General features: G+C 39.9%; 19 protein-coding genes and 1 tRNA gene. 14 read left to right on the top strand and 6 right to left on the bottom strand.

Annotation, left to right across the window (positions count from 1 at the left end):
- Nucleotides 1-3 precede the first annotated feature (3 nt).
- Genes DZC72_RS12775 through DZC72_RS12790 form a run of 4 tightly spaced genes read left to right on the top strand, consistent with a single transcriptional unit; the run spans nucleotide 4 to nucleotide 2148 of the window.
- Complete coding sequence (locus DZC72_RS12775) at nucleotides 4-168, top strand: Lacal_2735 family protein (protein ID WP_125223304.1); 165 nt, start codon at nucleotides 4-6, stop codon at nucleotides 166-168.
- A gap of 52 nt (nucleotides 169-220) precedes the next feature.
- Nucleotides 221-634 (top strand): VOC family protein, encoded by a 414-nt coding sequence (locus DZC72_RS12780; RefSeq protein WP_125223305.1) that lies wholly within the window; start codon nucleotides 221-223, stop codon nucleotides 632-634.
- Nucleotides 635-686: 52 nt separating this feature from the next.
- Complete coding sequence (locus DZC72_RS12785; RefSeq protein WP_243641736.1) at nucleotides 687-1091, top strand: GNAT family N-acetyltransferase; 405 nt, start codon at nucleotides 687-689, stop codon at nucleotides 1089-1091.
- A gap of 52 nt (nucleotides 1092-1143) precedes the next feature.
- Nucleotides 1144-2148 carry a pirin family protein gene (locus tag DZC72_RS12790; protein ID WP_125223306.1) on the top strand — a complete coding sequence of 335 codons (1005 nt, stop codon included), beginning with the start codon at nucleotides 1144-1146 and terminating at the stop codon, nucleotides 2146-2148.
- Nucleotides 2149-2153: 5 nt separating this feature from the next.
- On the opposite strand, the gene murA is transcribed toward DZC72_RS12790, so the two are convergent.
- The 3 genes from murA to DZC72_RS12805 all read right to left on the bottom strand — a co-directional run bounded on the left by murA (nucleotide 2154) and on the right by DZC72_RS12805 (nucleotide 4497).
- Complete coding sequence (gene murA / locus DZC72_RS12795) at nucleotides 2154-3461, bottom strand: UDP-N-acetylglucosamine 1-carboxyvinyltransferase (protein ID WP_125223307.1); 1308 nt, start codon at nucleotides 3459-3461, stop codon at nucleotides 2154-2156.
- Nucleotides 3462-3476: 15 nt separating this feature from the next.
- Nucleotides 3477-4127, bottom strand: coding sequence for a DUF4290 domain-containing protein (locus DZC72_RS12800; RefSeq protein WP_099546416.1), 651 nt, complete (start codon nucleotides 4125-4127; stop codon nucleotides 3477-3479).
- 82 nt (nucleotides 4128-4209) lie between these two features.
- A complete protein-coding gene (locus tag DZC72_RS12805; RefSeq protein ID WP_125223308.1) occupies nucleotides 4210-4497 on the bottom strand; it encodes a DUF493 family protein in 288 nt (95 codons plus the stop codon).
- 90 nt (nucleotides 4498-4587) lie between these two features.
- Between DZC72_RS12805 and DZC72_RS12810 the strand changes: the two genes are divergently transcribed.
- The 5 genes from DZC72_RS12810 (at nucleotide 4588) to DZC72_RS12830 (ending at nucleotide 9112) form a co-directional block, all read left to right on the top strand.
- A complete protein-coding gene (locus DZC72_RS12810; RefSeq protein WP_125223309.1) occupies nucleotides 4588-5148 on the top strand; it encodes an AAA family ATPase in 561 nt (186 codons plus the stop codon).
- Complete coding sequence (locus DZC72_RS12815) at nucleotides 5149-7056, top strand: RecQ family ATP-dependent DNA helicase (RefSeq protein WP_125223310.1); 1908 nt, start codon at nucleotides 5149-5151, stop codon at nucleotides 7054-7056.
- Entirely contained in the window at nucleotides 7044-7991 is a 948-nt protein-coding gene (fmt, locus tag DZC72_RS12820; protein ID WP_125223311.1) for a methionyl-tRNA formyltransferase, read from the top strand. Before DZC72_RS12815 ends, fmt begins: the two co-directional genes overlap by 13 nt.
- A gap of 176 nt (nucleotides 7992-8167) precedes the next feature.
- Nucleotides 8168-8440, top strand: coding sequence for an HU family DNA-binding protein (locus DZC72_RS12825; RefSeq protein ID WP_125223312.1), 273 nt, complete (start codon nucleotides 8168-8170; stop codon nucleotides 8438-8440).
- A 111-nt stretch (nucleotides 8441-8551) separates the two neighbouring features.
- Entirely contained in the window at nucleotides 8552-9112 is a 561-nt protein-coding gene (locus tag DZC72_RS12830) for a YqgE/AlgH family protein (RefSeq protein WP_125223313.1), read from the top strand.
- On the opposite strand, the gene DZC72_RS12835 is transcribed toward DZC72_RS12830, so the two are convergent.
- The gene (locus DZC72_RS12835; protein WP_125223314.1) at nucleotides 9109-9954 is read right to left on the bottom strand and encodes an aminotransferase class IV; all 846 of its coding nucleotides are present in this window, start codon (nucleotides 9952-9954) and stop codon (nucleotides 9109-9111) included. The two genes, DZC72_RS12830 and DZC72_RS12835, sit on opposite strands and share 4 nt — an antisense overlap.
- A 52-nt stretch (nucleotides 9955-10006) precedes the next feature.
- Nucleotides 10007-10390, bottom strand: a complete 384-nt coding sequence (locus tag DZC72_RS12840; RefSeq protein WP_125223315.1) for an START-like domain-containing protein — start codon at nucleotides 10388-10390, stop codon at nucleotides 10007-10009.
- A gap of 133 nt (nucleotides 10391-10523) precedes the next feature.
- On the opposite strand from DZC72_RS12840, the gene DZC72_RS12845 reads away from it, so the two are divergent.
- Nucleotides 10524-10597 (top strand) — tRNA-Met (locus DZC72_RS12845).
- 670 nt (nucleotides 10598-11267) lie between these two features.
- Here DZC72_RS12845 and DZC72_RS18115 read toward each other — a convergent pair.
- Nucleotides 11268-11540, bottom strand: coding sequence for a helix-turn-helix transcriptional regulator (locus DZC72_RS18115; RefSeq protein WP_125223727.1), 273 nt, complete (start codon nucleotides 11538-11540; stop codon nucleotides 11268-11270).
- Between the two features lie 1077 nt (nucleotides 11541-12617).
- Here DZC72_RS18115 and DZC72_RS12855 point away from each other — a divergent pair.
- The 4 genes from DZC72_RS12855 to DZC72_RS12870 are packed head-to-tail and all read left to right on the top strand — an operon-like array spanning nucleotide 12618 to nucleotide 16955.
- On the top strand, nucleotides 12618-14186 hold the full coding sequence (locus DZC72_RS12855) for a sulfatase family protein (RefSeq protein ID WP_394340650.1): 1569 nt from the start codon (nucleotides 12618-12620) through the stop codon (nucleotides 14184-14186).
- A gap of 33 nt (nucleotides 14187-14219) precedes the next feature.
- Complete coding sequence (locus tag DZC72_RS12860) at nucleotides 14220-15212, top strand: TRAP transporter substrate-binding protein (RefSeq protein WP_125223317.1); 993 nt, start codon at nucleotides 14220-14222, stop codon at nucleotides 15210-15212.
- Nucleotides 15213-15216: 4 nt separating this feature from the next.
- On the top strand, nucleotides 15217-15684 hold the full coding sequence (locus DZC72_RS12865; RefSeq protein ID WP_125223318.1) for a TRAP transporter small permease: 468 nt from the start codon (nucleotides 15217-15219) through the stop codon (nucleotides 15682-15684).
- Nucleotides 15681-16955, top strand: coding sequence for a TRAP transporter large permease (locus tag DZC72_RS12870; RefSeq protein WP_125223319.1), 1275 nt, complete (start codon nucleotides 15681-15683; stop codon nucleotides 16953-16955). The genes DZC72_RS12865 and DZC72_RS12870 overlap by 4 nt, the downstream gene beginning before the upstream one ends.
- Nucleotides 16956-17007 lie beyond the last annotated feature (52 nt).

A 17007-nucleotide genomic window follows, 5' to 3' on the forward strand; every position in this document is an offset into this window, starting at 1 on the left:
GCTATGTTCGGATTATTTAAAAGAAAAACTGAAAAGGAAAAACTCACCGATGAATATCAAAAACTACTAAAAGAGGCTTTTGACTTATCGAAAACAAACAGAAAGGCAAGTGATGATAAATATGCAAAAGCGGACCAAATCCAAAAACAATTGGAGGCAATGGATTAAGGTTAAAAAATTGGTTTTTGTAACACTTACCTTCCTCCTTCTGCAACATTCCATGAATTCTCAGGAGGATGCGTCTCCCAGTTTTGATTTTAAATACGACCATTATTCGCTCATTGTAAAGGATTTGGAAAAAACCGGTGCTTTCTACAAAGACATCCTTCGGCTCAAGGAAATTCCGCATCCTTCAGCCACCTCAGGATTTAGATGGTTCATAATCAATGGAAATTCGCAGTTGCATTTGATTCAAAAGGAAAGCGTTGCCATGAAACACAGCAAAAGTGTCCATTTATGTTTGGCTACACAAAAGTTGGACGATTTTGTTGCCTATTTGACGGAGAAGGAGGTTCCTTATTCAGATTGGCCGGGCAAACCCAATGCCATTACCTTAAGAGCCGATGGCGTTCGGCAAATTTATGTTCAAGATCCAGAGAACAATTGGGTTGAAATCAATACCGCCAAACATTAAGAATGATGCAAGCAACGTTATCTTTCAGGATGAACACTAAATCCATAGGGTATTGCGCATCGTAAATATTTCGGCGGAAACTACGTGGCCCATAAGACATAGGGTAATGTGGCCAGATTTTCCACTCGATTTTGTCAAACTAAAAAATGATGGTGACGGAAAGCACTTCGGTATATTTACCAATGGTAAAATCGTAAGCTGCATATCTGTCTTTATAGAAAGTGATTCCGCACAATTTAGAAAACTGGCGACACAACCGGAATACCAAAGAAAGGGTTATGCCGCCTTATTGATCAAGCATGTCATCCAAATTTGTCGCCAAATGCAGGTCAAAAGGATTTGGTGCAATGCCAGGATAGACAAAACCCATTTTTATGAAAATTTTGGACTGACCAAAACCAATGAGTTTTTTATAAAGGCAGATTTGGAATTCGTAGTGATGGAATGTATTTTGTAAAGAAGTAGCACTGCCGTAATTTTGATGCACGTACGGAACAAAATTTAAGTTAATGAGCAATGTTATAGTAAGAAAATTTCCGCTTGGTCCCCAATGGCAGACCCAAGATCCCTTTTTGTTCTGCGTCCATCATTTGGACCATTTTCCAGAAGGCACTTCTGATTTAGGTCCGGATCCTGAATTATTAAAGGGAAGGCCCTTGGGTAGTGATTTTAATCCAAATCAGGATTGGCGGATGTACCACGGTCAGACCATACCGGGATTCCCGGCACATCCTCACGTAGGTTTTGAGACAGTGACCGTGGTCAATCAAGGTTTCTGTGATCATTCCGATTCCTTAGGGGCGGCAGGGCGTTTTGGTCTAGGTGACACCCAGTGGATGACAGCGGGCAGCGGGGTACAACATTCCGAAATGTTTCCGTTATTGAATACTGATAAGCAGAATACCTTGGAACTTTTTCAAATTTGGTTGAATCTACCCAAAAAATCCAAATTTGCCGATCCTCATTTTAAGATGTTTTGGCATGAGGAAATCCCTAGGATAGAGACTGAAAATGCTACCATAACCGTTATTGCCGGTAACTTTAAGGAAACGTTGGCGCTTGACCCACCCCCAGACTCCTGGGCATCAGAGCCAGAAAACAAGGTTGCCATCTGGAACATACATATCAAAGCGAATGGCGAACTGAGTCTTCCAAAGGCAGAAAAGAACATTAATCGAAGTATTTATTTTTATGAAGGGGATGAAATTACCTTAGGCAGCGAAATACTTATACAAAACTATGGGGCCGATGTAGACCCTACGGCCGAAATTAGTATCAAGGCCGGGTCACATAGCGCCAAGATTTTAGTGCTGCAGGGGGCTCCCATTGAAGAACCTGTAGCTCAACAAGGTCCGTTTGTTATGACGACAAGGGATGAATTGCAAAAGGCATTTTCACAATTTCGATTGACGCAATTCGGGGGATGGCCCTGGCCCTATCCGGACAATGTGCATCCTGCCGAAAAAGGTCGGTTTGCCAAGTACCCGGATGGAACGATTGTTGAAAAATCCTAACAGGATTAGATTCTATCTATTTTAGCACCGATAGCCCGCAGTCTTACGTCTATATTCTCATACCCCCTATCGATTTGTTCAATATTATGGATAATCGAAGTCCCTTTTGCGGAAAGAGCCGCAATCAATAAGGAGACACCTGCCCTAATATCTGGAGAGGTCATGGTGGTCGCTTTCAAGGTAGACTTAAAATTATGTCCCATCACGGCCGCCCTATGCGGGTCACAAAGGATAATCTTGGCGCCCATATCCAATAGTTTATCTACGAAGAACAATCGGCTTTCGAACATTTTTTGATGAATGATCACTTCCCCTTTGGCCTGTATGGCTACCACCAAAATAATACTGAGCAGGTCTGGTGTCAGTCCTGGCCATGGGGCATCGGCAATGGTCAAAATAGATCCATCGATATAATTCTGGATTTCATATCCGTTTGTATGCTTAGGAATATAAATATCATCCCCTCTACGTTCTAGTTGTATACCCAGTTTTCTGAAAACCGTGGGTATCTGTCCCAAATCGTCCCAACTTACATTTTTTATGGTAAGCTCGCTTTTGGTCATGGCGGCAAGGCCGATCCAGCTTCCGATCTCGATCATGTCAGGCAGCATGGTATGTTCCGTTCCCCCCAGTGTTTCCACACCATCAATGACCAACAAGTTGGAACCAACACCTGATATTTTGGCGCCCATCCTAATGAGCATTTTACAGAGCTGTTGTAGATAAGGCTCACAAGCGGCGTTATAAATAGTCGTTTGACCTTTAGCCAAGACAGCGGCCATAAGAATATTGGCTGTACCGGTAACCGAGGCCTCATCCAGCAACATATAGGTACCCTTGAGTTCCTTGGCCTCTACCCCATAAAAATATTCTTCCCGGTTGTATCTAAATTTGGCCCCTAGCTTTATAAAGCCTTCAAAATGGGTATCCAAACGTCTTCTCCCAATTTTATCCCCACCAGGTTTGGGTATATAACCCTTGCCAAATCTGGCCAATAAAGGACCAACCAACATTATGGAACCTCGAAGGCTCCGTCCATCTTTTTTAAATTGGTCTGATTGCAAATAATCCAGATTGATATCGTCTGCCTTAAAGGTGTAAGAACCCTTGCCCTTCTTTTGAATCTTGACACCAAGGTCTTCCAAAAGGGATATCAATTTGTTTACATCGACAATATCTGGGATGTTGTTTATAGTAACTTTTTCAGATGTCAAAAGGACGGCACACAAAATCTGCAATGCTTCGTTCTTTGCACCTTGTGGTGTTATCTCACCGGAGAGGGGGTGACCACCTTCGATCTTAAATGTTCCCATCTTTAAAATGGAAGTTTAGTAGCGTTTTTTACCGCGATTATTAGTTCTATTCTTTTTACCGGCGTTTGACCTAGGAGTTTTAGCGACCTTGTTCTTAAGGAATTGCCCACTGTCCGTAAGGTTTTCGCCTTTAGCGGCAAGATCTATCTCGCCATTGCTGAGCTCATACAAATGATTGAATATGGCGGTATCGTCCACAACTTCCTTATTCCAGTTGAGGTAGCACTTTTTCATATGATTGGCGATAGCATATTCCAAACCGGAACGCTTATCCCCTTTTTCCCACTGAACGGCAACATCGATCATACGTTTGATATTGTTCCCATAGAATCGGTATTTGGGAAAGTTTTGTGGATAGTCCAAAGGTTCAGGGCGCTTCTGTAGCATTTCCTTTGATGTAATGGGAAAAGGTGATTCCACGTCCAGTTTAAAATCGGACATGATAAATAGCTGGTCCCACAGTTTATGTTGGAAGTCCGGTACGTCGCGCAAATGGGGCTGTAAGTTGCCCATAACACTGATAATTGAGTTCGCCACGCGATTACGCTCGGCCGTATCTTCAATACTTACGGCATAATCCACCATTTTTTGAAAATGCCTACCATATTCAGGAATAATCAATTGGGGACGCTCTGTATTGTATTCGAGGTTATTTACTAAATCCAAATTGGGAAAATTATCTTTAATAGTCTGAAGAAGTATTCTCTTAACGCCTGCAAATTAATAAAATTATTGGTGAAATACTATTTTACAACGAGATTACACCCTCTATGGCACCTACTTCCTTGTATTTGGCTATGACTTCATCTGGGTTCTTTAAGTTAACCGTAATCGACACACTAGTATATTTTCCTTTCTTGGACTTTTTGGATTCGATTACCGCCCCCATATTATCGAATATTTTGTGGATGGCCTTAATTTTTTCTTGGTCTGACAACACAATGAACTTATACAGGTAATTGGAAGGCCATGAACTTGTGGCCGTTAACTGATCTTTTAATTTACTGTAAAACGCATCAGAATTCTTTTCCGCCATTACTTCATTTTTTTTACAAAGATACGGGGAAATGCCTAGTTTTTTAATACCTAAGGTTTCCGTATTTTTACAGGATAAATCTATTTTTTTTTGGACTTCAAAAGGATTGTTATAACAGGCGCCCCTGGCACTGGAAAAACTTCGGTAATAAGATCTTTGGAAAATTCAGGGTACTATTGTTTCCATGAAATTATTCGAACCATGACCCTTGAGGCAAAAAAAAATCAAGAACCAAATATAATTCTTAGCAATCCCATTGATTTTGTGGACGATTCACTTTCCTTTAACCGCGCTCTTTTACAAGGTAGATTGAACCATTTTAAAGAAGCCGAAAACGTAGAAAGGGAACTACTTTTTTATGATCGAGGAATGCCGGATGTCCTAGCCTATATGGATTATTTTGGACAGGCCTATGACACGGCGTTTAAGGATGCTTGCAAAAACAATCGGTATGACCAAGTGTTCATCCTACCCCCATGGGAAGAAATCTATGTACAAGACAATGAACGGTTAGAGAGCTACCCCCAAGCTGTAGACTTACACATCCATCTTGAGGAGACCTATCGCTCCTTGGAATATGATATTCTAGAAGTGCCTTTTGGAAGCGTAGCGGAACGATTGAATTTTATATTAAAACGGACAAAGGGATAAGTGAGCCTGGAACCACATAAAGTACTAAGGGAATATTGGGGCTATCCTCAATTCAAGGGCCCTCAAGCGTATATTATAGATTCAATCATGAACGGTAGGGACGTTTTGGCGTTAATGCCCACTGGAGGAGGAAAGTCCATCTGTTTTCAAGTGCCCACCATGGCAACCGATGGTATCTGCATTGTTATTTCCCCTTTGATTTCATTGATTCAAAACCAAGTATCCCAATTAAAAAGTCTTGGAATAAAGGCCATAGGGATGACCGGAAGCCTGAAATTTGAAGAAGTCAATGATATCCTAGACAATTGCGTGTATGGTGGTTATAAGTTTTTATATGTGTCCCCGGAACGCTTGGAGCAAGAGATGGTCCAAGAGCGGATCCGCCAGATGGACGTTAATTTTTTTGTGGTGGACGAGGCGCATTGTATTTCGCAATGGGGACACGATTTTCGTCCGGCGTACCTAAAATGTCAGCTTTTAAGGGAACTACACCCCGAAGTCCCCATGATTGCCTTGACAGCAACGGCCACCCAAAAAGTCGTAACGGATATAGTTGAACAATTGGAATTAATAAACCCTTTAATTGAAAAGCAATCCTTTTCACGAAAAAATATATCCTTTAAGGTAGACACCCATGAAGACAAGCGATTTCAATTAAGGCACTATTGTAAACAACTTAAAAGTAGCGGAATCGTGTATACCCGGTCACGCAAGGTGACGGAGGAAATAAGTACCTATTTAACTAAAAGCGGCATTTCAGCAACCTTTTACCATGGAGGGATTCCAGAAAAGGATAAAAGGGACAAATTGAAAAGTTGGCTACAAAATGAAATTAAGGTCATGGTAGCGACCAACGCCTTTGGAATGGGTATTGACAAACCGGATGTTTCCCTGGTCGTACATTATCAGATACCGGATTGTATCGAGAATTATTTTCAGGAAGCCGGAAGGGCCGGAAGGAACGGTGAGATGGCAGAGGCCATTTTATTTACCAATAAGACGGATGAAGAACTTGCAAGAAAGCAGTTTCTTAGTGTCTTGCCTGATGTTGCCATGGTAAAGTTCATCTATAGGAAATTGAGCAATTATTTTCAAATCGCCTACGGCGAGGGAAGCAATGAGGCTTTCCGTCTAAATTTCAATGAGTTCTGTGATGTATATCAGTTAAACACCCTAATTACGTACAATACACTAAAAATACTCGATAGAAATTCTGTCATCGCCCTATCAGAATCTTTCAATCGCATGTCCAGTGTGCAATTTATATGTTCCAAGGATTCGCTTTTGGAATACTTGAAAACGAATAGCTTTTTGGACGATAGTGTAAAATTGATATTGAGGACCTATGGTGGAATTTTTGAAAACCATACGGTAATAAACACCTTTAATTTGGCCAAAAAACTGAATTATCCCGAAAAAAAGGTATTGGAGCACCTTGAAATTCTTGATAAGGATGAAATAATTGAATACCATGCATCACACAGTGACCTGGAACTAACCTTTTTAGTACCAAGGGAAGATGACCAGACCATCAACCGGTTTGCAAAAAACATACAGGAACAGAACCAATTGAAAAAGGCCCAGGTCGAGGCAATGCTGCAATATATAGACACAGATAAGGTATGTAGAGGCAAACAATTATTGCAATATTTTGGTGAGAAAGATTTACTGCCGTGTGGTATTTGCGATGTGTGTTTACAAAAAAAGGATCGAAGGGACGAATTAATGGATTTGAAACATAGGACGATTGGTTTGCTTAAAAACAGGGAAGCTTCCTCAAGATCATTAGTAACTTTGCTAAAATGCAATCCAGATTCCTTGTTGATGATCCTACAAGAGTTACTGGAAGACGGCGTTGTCATGATTAACGACAAAAATGAATATAAAATCATCTCATGCGAGAATTAAGAATTGTTTTTATGGGGACCCCGGATTTTGCCGTGGGGATCTTGGATACCATCGTTAAAGCCAACCATACCATTGTGGGCGTGGTAACGGCCCCGGATAAACCTTCTGGGCGCGGAAGAAAATTGAATGAATCCGCAGTAAAAAAATATGCCATGGCAAATGGCCTTCCTATCTTACAACCCACCAATCTAAAAAGCGAAGCCTTTTTAAAGGATTTAAAGGATTTGAACGCCAACCTTCAGGTAGTAGTTGCTTTTAGAATGCTGCCCAAGGCGGTTTGGCAAATGCCTAAATTAGGGACATTTAACCTTCATGCGTCCCTGTTGCCAGATTACAGGGGTGCGGCTCCTATCAATTGGGCCATCATCAATGGGGAAACAAAGACCGGGGTGACCACTTTTTTGATAGATGAAAAAATAGATACTGGTGCCATCATACTTCAAAAGGAAACAGAAATCCATGCCGATGAGGACGCGGGTTCCTTACATGACAGATTAATGGTACTGGGTGCCAATGCCGTTCTAGAAACACTGGATAGGATCGCCAACGGTAATTTAGGTTCCAAGGTACAGGAAAATACCGGCGATTTAAAAGTGGCCCATAAAATACATAGGGATACATGTAAAATCGACTGGAACCTTCCCATGGACGACATTTATAATATGATTAGGGGGCTTAGCCCCTACCCCGCCGCATGGAGTACTCTAACCGATGAAGGGGAGCCGTTGGATATAAAAATATATAAGGTTTCCAAAGAAAAGAAAGCGCACGATTTTAAGATCGGGACGTTGATTGTTGACAAAAAGGAACTAAAGGTCGCCGTTAAGAATGGGTTCTTGAATTTGTTGGAAATACAGCTTCAAGGGAAAAGAAAAATGAATGTTGTTGACCTATTGAACGGACTTAATCTATCACAAAATGCCAAAATTGGCTGAAGCCCCGTCCCTATTGGGATGGCTGAAGAAGTAAAAAAAGCCTTACTTTATCAACAAACCTCTTGAGTTATCAACAAAATAAGGGATTTGCCCCTGATTTACTTGTGTTGGTCGTAAATCCATATAAATTTGTTCTAGGTTTAAAATTTTTTAACAACAATTAATTTAATCAGATTATGAACAAAACAGAATTGATCGATGCAATGGCAGCAGACGCGGGCATCACTAAAGCAGCGGCTAAAAAGTCATTGGAGTCTTTCTTAGGAAATGTTGAAGGTGCTCTTAAAAAGGGCAATAGAGTTTCTCTAGTTGGTTTCGGGTCTTGGTCCGTTTCCAAAAGAAATGCAAGAGAAGGTAGAAACCCATCTACTGGAAAAACTATCCAAATCGCGGCTAAAAACGTTGTTAAGTTTAAGGCAGGTTCTGAGCTAAGCGATGCAGTAAATTAATTAATCGCAAGATTATCATATTAAAAGGCACTTCTTAAGTGCCTTTTTTTGTTTTCTATTTGGTTAATTAACAGGAATTGTATTATTTTAGATAATATCAGGTAGCTAAAAATGGTCCATTTGAAGCCAAATAAAGGTAAGTTGTTAATTGCAGAACCTTCGTTGACCGGAGACGTTTCATTTAATAGATCTGTGGTGTTATTGGCAGAACATAATGAAGAGGGTTCGGTTGGTTTTATTCTGAACAAGCCTCTAGAGTATCAAATTAGCGATCTTATATCTGAAATCTCCAAGCCATTTCAAGTCTATAATGGCGGGCCCGTTGAGCAGGACAATCTATATTTTATACATAAGGTGCCGCATTTGATTGATAATAGTGTGGAAATATCCGATGGTATATACTGGGGCGGGGATTTTGATAAAACCGTCGACCTTATAAATAATCATATCATTTCCGAAGACGATATCAGATTTTTTCTAGGCTACTCAGGATGGTCGTCCCTTCAGTTGGACAAAGAACTTTTGTCCAAGTCTTGGATCGTCGTCAAAAACGAATACCAAAGTCAAATCATCAAAAAATCGTCCGGGGCTTTTTGGAAGGAAAAAATGTTGGAACTAGGTGGGGATTATCTTCTATGGTCCAATGCCCCAGAAAACCCTAGTCTTAATTAAACAACCAAACGGGCAATGGCATTCAATCTTCCCACAAGCTTTTTTGCAATTTCATAATTGAACTCCTTCTTGCGATATTTGGTCACTGGAATAATGCCGCTGATGGTATTGGTAATAAAAATTTCATCTGCCTTTTGAAGTTCAAAAGGAGAAATGCTTTCCTCCACAACATTTAGATGTTCATCATCCTTCAATATAGAAATCAATTTCTTTCGAATAATACCATCCAAACAACCATCCTTTAGGGGTGGTGTCTTTATCGTATTCCCGGAAACCAAGAATAAATTTCCGTTGATGGCCTCTACTACCGATTTTTCAAGGTTCAACAACAAACAATTCGCATAATCATTCTCCTTGGCATAAATTCCTGCAACCACAGGTAGGACCTTATTGTTCGTTTTTAAATTGGAGAGCATGTCCTTATTCACAAAGAAGTCCTTAAAAAGTTCAACTTCATAAGGTAATCCGTCCAGAACGTAAAACGGGGTTTCTAATTTTTTGGCACTCACCAGGTAGGAAGTATCATTGGTTTTTGGCGTATATAGCCCCCCATTATTTCTAAACACGGAAAAGCGGATTCTATGTGCTTGGGCATTTTCGTTCGCCAGCGTGGTCCTTTTGATTTCATCTTCAAAAAATTCCATCGTAAAATTCATGGGGATTTCCATACGTAAAATCCGCATGGAAGACATGAGTCTAAAATAATGATCTTCAAGAAAATAAATATGGCCATTTACGACTCGAATAGTCTCAAAAAGAGCATCACCGTATAAAAAACCACGATTGTCCTGATTAAAAATAGTATCGTGATCCCTATACAGTTCACCATTAAAATTTATCATAAAAAAAGGCCTTTAAATTAAAGGCCCAAAGATACGGTTTACTAGGGGAATTTTATTTTGAACCAAGTACCTGCTTTAAATCGGATATTTGATTTTCCCATAACATTTTTGCCTCGTCAACTTCGTCTTCCTCCGCAAAATCGGTAATGAACAAGGAAACGTCCTTTGTTATTTCGTCCACAATGATTTTCATTTCAAAATATGATCCATCGTCACTTTCGGCCCAAGAAAATCGTACAAATTCATCTGATTTCCTTTTAAGTAGTTTGGCCTCTTCTTCAGAACCGTCCCAAATGAATATATATTTTTCACCCCTGGAATTGACATTATCGGCAAACCACTCTGAAAGTCCAGAGGGAGTCACCAAATATTGGTACAACAACTGGGGGGAGGATTGTATAACGTATTCTATCTCAAATTTAATTTTATCGCTCATTCGATCATCTTTATGCGCCCAATATATATATTTCTACATGATTAAAAAATAAAAGAAGCTTATTATTTTTTAGCCTACTAATGTTGATGAACAAAAAATTAAACTCTATATTTGCAGCCGCAAAAAATGCCATGGCGAGGTAGCTCAGCTGGTTAGAGCGTCGGATTCATAACCCGGAGGCCGAGGGTTCAAGTCCCTCTCTCGCTACAAATTAAGCCGTTGACAATGAATTACTTACATTCATGGTAAACGGTTTATTTTTTTGGTGATTACCGTATACGGTAGCGTATGCGGTTACTAATTAAATCATATAAAATACTGTTATTCTGCACTTTACAAATCTAAAACCGTCGGGTTTATAATTTTAAGTTAAATATAAATTTACCATAATTACCCTAATTTTGAATTTTCGGTAAAACGGGATAAACATGTACTAAATTAAGACCTCACTACATAGCTCATGAGGGGATATAGACCCCAAGGCGTATATCAAAATGTATGACAATAGCCCTGATTCCCTAGTTATGACCGGTACCTAAATATGGGAGGAAATCAAGATTAGTACAATTTTGGTGCCTTTTGACACCCTTTTTGTCGGGGTGGCAGAGTTAGAACCGTAGGCCACATTCAATTGAAAATCAAATCATTACAACAATTTTTATAAAAAAGGACACGTGTAAGGCCATGTCTATCAGCGTTTTGACGCTTTCGTAACTTAAATTTATGAAAAGAGTATCAAAACAGTATGAATTGATTTGAATTTAATTTTTCCACGACAGACATTCTTGTATAAAATTAAACGCTAATCATTAGCAGTAAGACTGAACTAAATATGCCTTAAATAATGTGCTATTCAAAGTGTCATAAATCGTTCGTTTTACAGAACAACCTGAAACATTTTTCGATACGCCCTTGGTGTCATGCCAGTGAGTTTCAGAAAACTGGAATTAAATCTGCTAATGGAATTGAAACCGGACTCATAGGCAATGAAAGTAATTGGATCCAAAGTGATGGAAAGTCTTCTTTGCACGAATAATACCCGTTGCTGAACGAGGTAATTGGATAAAGATTTGTCATAGGTCCTTTTAAAAATGGTATTTGCATAATCCGGGTGAATCCCAACGGCATGGGCTACATCAGCAACTTTGATGGGTTATGTGAAGTTTTGAGCTATGAATATGGCCATTTGCTCGACCAAGTTAATAGGGGGCGGTTCTATCTTTGGCTCCGATTCTGGCTGGCACCTGAACAAAAAAAGGAGAATGGACACCTCATAACGGGCGGGTAAGCAAAACAACCACTGATGGAAAAGTACTTTTCGATATCGGTCATCCGCAGACCATAAGGATTTCTCAACCTAGCGACCCATTTAGGCCAACCGAGTTAGCTATTGGTTCAACTAAGGATTGCTACATGACAGATGGCTACGGAATGGATCATATCATTTAGTACAAAAAGAGAGGTGAATACATACGACATTGGGGAGGGAAAGAAAATTTGGTTTTGGATTCAAATTACAACCTCTCAAATGCTCATGGGTTACGATTGGTTATCGCGATAAAGTTGATCTTATACTGGTATGTGCATTAACAAACAATCAATCTTTCAAATTCTTTACATTGAATGGCGAATATATAAGAACACGCTATTTGCCTAATATGGAGGTATGTTGACCGGTTATTGATTAGGTGAATTTATATGCCGGAGTTTGCTGGTCTCATATATGAGAGGGAAAGGACTATATTTTCGATAAAGGTTTTGTAACCACTCAAAGCAATAACCAAGTGGTATCGAACTAAGACGGGGAAGTGCCAAAGTATAAGAATGGGAAGCTTAAGTAAATGTTACAATGTGAAAAAGCGGTTTTTAACCACAGGCATGACGTGTTCGGCGATAAAGATAAAACCTGTATGTCGGTCAATGGATTGCGCCCCAAACGCCCCTCAGGTAAAATTGAAGCGGGTCTAGCTTTCAAATTAGGCCTATTAATCAAGGACAATCGAACAAAACGTTTTGTTCGATTGAGGAACCTATCAAAGACTCATTTGTCATGGAAAATGGTTAGGTTTTACCCTTATCTTAGGATTACATTAGGTATTTTTAACACTAAAAATAGCGTAACATGACCTATTTGAAAAAATTATTTCCTTTACTTTTTTTATTCCATTTAGTTTCTTGCGGTGAGCAGGTAAAGACAGCTCTTCAAAAACCAAATATCATTTATATTATGTCAGATGATCACACCACCCAAGGTTTTGGAATCTATGGAAGTCGGTTGGCAGGTTTGAACCCTACACCCAATCTAGATAAGTTGGCCAAAGAAGGGATGATTTTTGATAATGCCTTCGTGAACAATGCGATTTGTGTTCCTAGTCGAGCGGCAATCATAACTGGCCAACGAGCACAAACCAATGGAGTACTAGATTTAGAGGGTACCATTGCTCCTGAGAAGCAATACTTCCCAAAGGAAATGAAAAAATTGGGCTACCAGACGGCTATTGTTGGAAAGTGGCACTTACATCATGAGCCCGCTGCTTTCGATTATTATCAGGTATTACCTGGTCAGGGAAAATATTATGACCCCGAGTTCAGGGTTCAAGGAGAAAAATTATGGCCTAAAAATGTGGTTCAAACAAAAGGACATTCCTCTGATATGATAATGGACGCAACTTTGGACTACCTTAAAAATAAAAGAGACAAAGACCAACCTTTTTTCCTGATGCACCACTTTAAAGCTCCGCACGATGATTTTGAGTATGCACCACGATATGAGAATTACTTAGCGGATACTTTTATTCCCGAACCTGAAAGCCTGTATGAAATCGGAAATCACGGCTCAGTGGCAGTACGTGGAAAAAATGATTCTTTGACTAGAATTATCGGTTCTTCTGTCTCACACAGAAATGTCATCCGAAATCAGGCAATGAATATTTACTGGAATGACAGCACCATCTACAAGCAATATAGAAATGCGAAGGACATTGGTCAAGAAGAGTTGGTAAAATGGGAAATGGATGCAGCAGAAAAAGAATATACTAGTAAAGTATATCAAGATTACCTTAAGAAATACCTGCGTTGTGTAAAAGGTGTCGACGATAATATCAAGCGTTTGTTGGATTATCTGGAAACAGAAGGGCTTCTTGAAAACACAATAATCGTCTATACAGGAGACCAAGGTTTTATGCTCGGTGAACATGATTATATCGATAAACGTTGGATGTACGACGAATCGATGCGTATGCCATTTTTCGTTCGCTATCCTGAAAAAATTAAAGCGGGAAGTCGTACTGATGCCATAATTAATAATACTGATTTCGCACCTACAATTATTGAATTGGCAGGCGGTACCACTCCCGAATATATGCAGGGCAAAAGTTTTAAATCGATTCTAGAAACGGGAACTGAACCCGAAGATTGGCAAAAAGCCACCTACTATCGGTATTGGATGCACTTGGCGCATAGGCATCAAAATCCCGCGCACTTTGGCATCCGTACCAAAGATTACAAATTGATCTTTTACTACGGAAAATATTGGGTCAATACCGATGACCCTAATGTAGTTTGGAACAAAGAAAGTTGGGGTAATGATTTTAGCAACCATACTCCCCCGGCCTGGGAATTTTATGACTTAAACAAAGACCCCAAAGAAATGAACAATACGTACAACAAACCTGAAAACAGGGCAATAATCGACGACTTGAAAAAGCAATTATTCACGATGCGTGAAGATTTAAATGAAACGGATGCCAACTATCCGCATATTCAAAAAGTTATCGATGAATATTGGGATAAATAAAAATTGATAACTTCGAGAAAAGGCAAATCGTTCATGCGAGACGTTAAATTCCATTTTTATCTTCCATTCCTATGGACCATTCTCATCTTGGGTTTCGTTTCATGTAAGCCTGCCAATGAACCTGAGTTTTTATTTCGCGCTGCCCTGATTCCCAGTGAAGATCATACATGGACGAAAGCCTTTATTTATTTTGGTGAAATTCTCGAAGAGCGTTCTAACGGAAGAATCAAGGTTGAAGTGTACCCATCTGAACAACTGGCCAAAGAAATGGAGGCGATTCGGCTCATTAAAACCGAAGTGATCGATATGACCACCACGGGTTCAACGCTCAGTAACTGGAACGAAATCCTGGTTTTTTGTGAACTGCCCTTCTTATTCAAAGACAGTACTGAAATGAAGCGGGTGGTCAATGGTTTTCTCGGCAAAAGAATCGAGGAAGAAATGATTCAAAAAGAAGGTTTACGACCATTGGGTTATTTTATGAGGGGAAACAGGCATTTGACCTCAAACCGTCCGATAAGACATCCTGATGATTTAAAAGGCCTGATTACACGTGTGCCCAATGTACCCTCTTTTGTGACTGCTTGGAGAATCTTAGGGGCCAAACCAACACCAATGGCCTTATCTGAGGTTTTTACTTCTTTACAACAAGGCACAATTGAGGCACAGGAAAACCCTTTTGCCATGATAAAAAATATGGGATTTGCCGAGGTACAACAATATTTGAACCTTACAAGTCATGTAGTAAGTTGGGTATATCCAGTAATTGGCGAGAAGCAATTTCAAAAATTACCAACGGATCTTAAAGAAATTTTCTTGAATGCCGCAGAAAATATGATTGAATATGAGCACCGGATGTTTCTAGAAAATGAGAAAAAAGTGCAAGAAGAATTAAAAGCTAAAGGAATGGAGTTTATCGAAGTGGACAAGGAGGCCTTCGTCCAAAAATCCGAAAAAGGTATTTATAATAGCCTTACCCCTGAAATGCAAGAGGTATATCATCAAATCAGGGTGCAATTAAAATAACGATATGATTTTGAACAGAGCTATTGGTAGATTTCTAAAAATGGGAACTTTATGGGCGACCCTGGGCTTTTTAGGTGCTGTTTTACTGCAGATTTTTGCTCGCTTTTTTCTCGAAAGTGCCCCGTCATGGACAGAGGAAGCTTCGCGTTTGTTCTTTGTCTATGCGATTTCCTTTGCTTCTGGCCTCGCATTAAAAAGCAATTACTTTGTTTTCCTTGATACCTTCTATAATAAGTTCAATCGGAAATTTAAAAAGGTGCTGACCCTGCTAGTTCCGATATGTACTTTTTTGATGTTTTTGGTGGTCTTGATCTACACGGTGCCGCTTATCAGGTTGGGCATGGGAGAAAAATCACCTAGTCTGGAGTTTCCTATGGCCTTTGCATTTTTCAGCATGGCAATTATGGCCCTATCGCTTTGTTATTACTCCTTGAAAGAAATTAATTCACTCCTAAAAAACCGCAAGCGATGATCTGGATTTTGGTGGTCATATTTGTTGCTTGTTTGGTCTTGCGATATCCCATTGCCTTTGCATTGGGATTATCGTGTCTGGTATACCTAGTTTTAAAAGGAACGCCATTGATCGTAGTACCCGCAAAAATGTATTCCGGCATTGATATTTTTGTGTTATTGAGCATTCCTGGTTTTATTTTGGCGGGCAACCTGATGAACCAAGGTGGTCTTACCGCAAAAATAATCACCTTTTGCAATCATTTGTTGGGCCATATACGGGGTGGACTCTCTTTGGTCAATGTTGGCGCCTCCATGCTTTTTGCCGGAATATCGGGCACTGCCATATCAGATACCGCAAGTTTGGGATCAATTATGATTCCTGCAATGAAAAAGGAAGGTTACGATGCTGATTTTTCTTGCGCCATTACAGCGGCCTCATCTACCGTGGGGCCTATCATCCCCCCAAGTGTACCCATGATTATTGCGGCAACCTTGAGTGGATTGTCGGTTGGGAAACTATTTTTGGCAGGGGCACTACCAGGGTTATTGTTAGGGGTTGGGTTGATGTTAGTTGCCTATGTTATCGCTGTGAAAAAAAAATACCCAAAACATGCAAGAAGCAGCTTTTCCCAAGTTGCCCATGGGTTCGTTGACACTTTTTGGTCACTGTTAATGACCTTTATTATTCTTTTCGGTATTATTGGCGGCATATTTACCCCTACAGAAGCTTCTGTAATCGCCGTTATTTACGCCCTTATCATTGGAAGGTTTGTTTATGGAAAATTGAATTTTAAAAATGTACAAGTCGTATTACTTGATTCTATAAAGACCTCGTCCTCACTAATGATACTCGTGGGATTTGCTAACCTTTTCGGTTGGATTTTAATAACCGAACAAATACCCCAGACCATTTCAAGCGAGATTTTAGGTTTTAGCTCGAATAAGTATGTCGTATTGCTGCTGATCAATCTGCTGCTTATCGTGGTCGGCACGTTTATGGAAACGATTGCCGCCTTACTTATACTTTTCCCCATTTTATTAAAGGTGGCCCTGGCTGTTGATGTAGATCCCTTACATTTTGCCGTAATCGCGGTTTTAAACTTAATTATTGGGCTTACCACACCACCGGTAGGCGTCTGTCTTTTTGTAGCATCCAGCATCGGAAAAGTATCCATTGGAAAAGTGAGTAAAGCCGGATTTCCATTTTTGATGGTAAGTTTCTTGGTATTGATATTGGTTACGCTAATTCCTGAAATCTCTCTTTTTCTCCCTAATTTATTTATAGATTGAACCTTAAAGTGATTCTAATAGGAATAACGTCAACACATAACGGTTGCCCCAG

It is taken from the genome of Maribacter algicola, from assembly GCF_003933245.1.
Taxonomy (GTDB): Bacteria; Bacteroidota; Bacteroidia; order Flavobacteriales; family Flavobacteriaceae; genus Maribacter; species Maribacter algicola.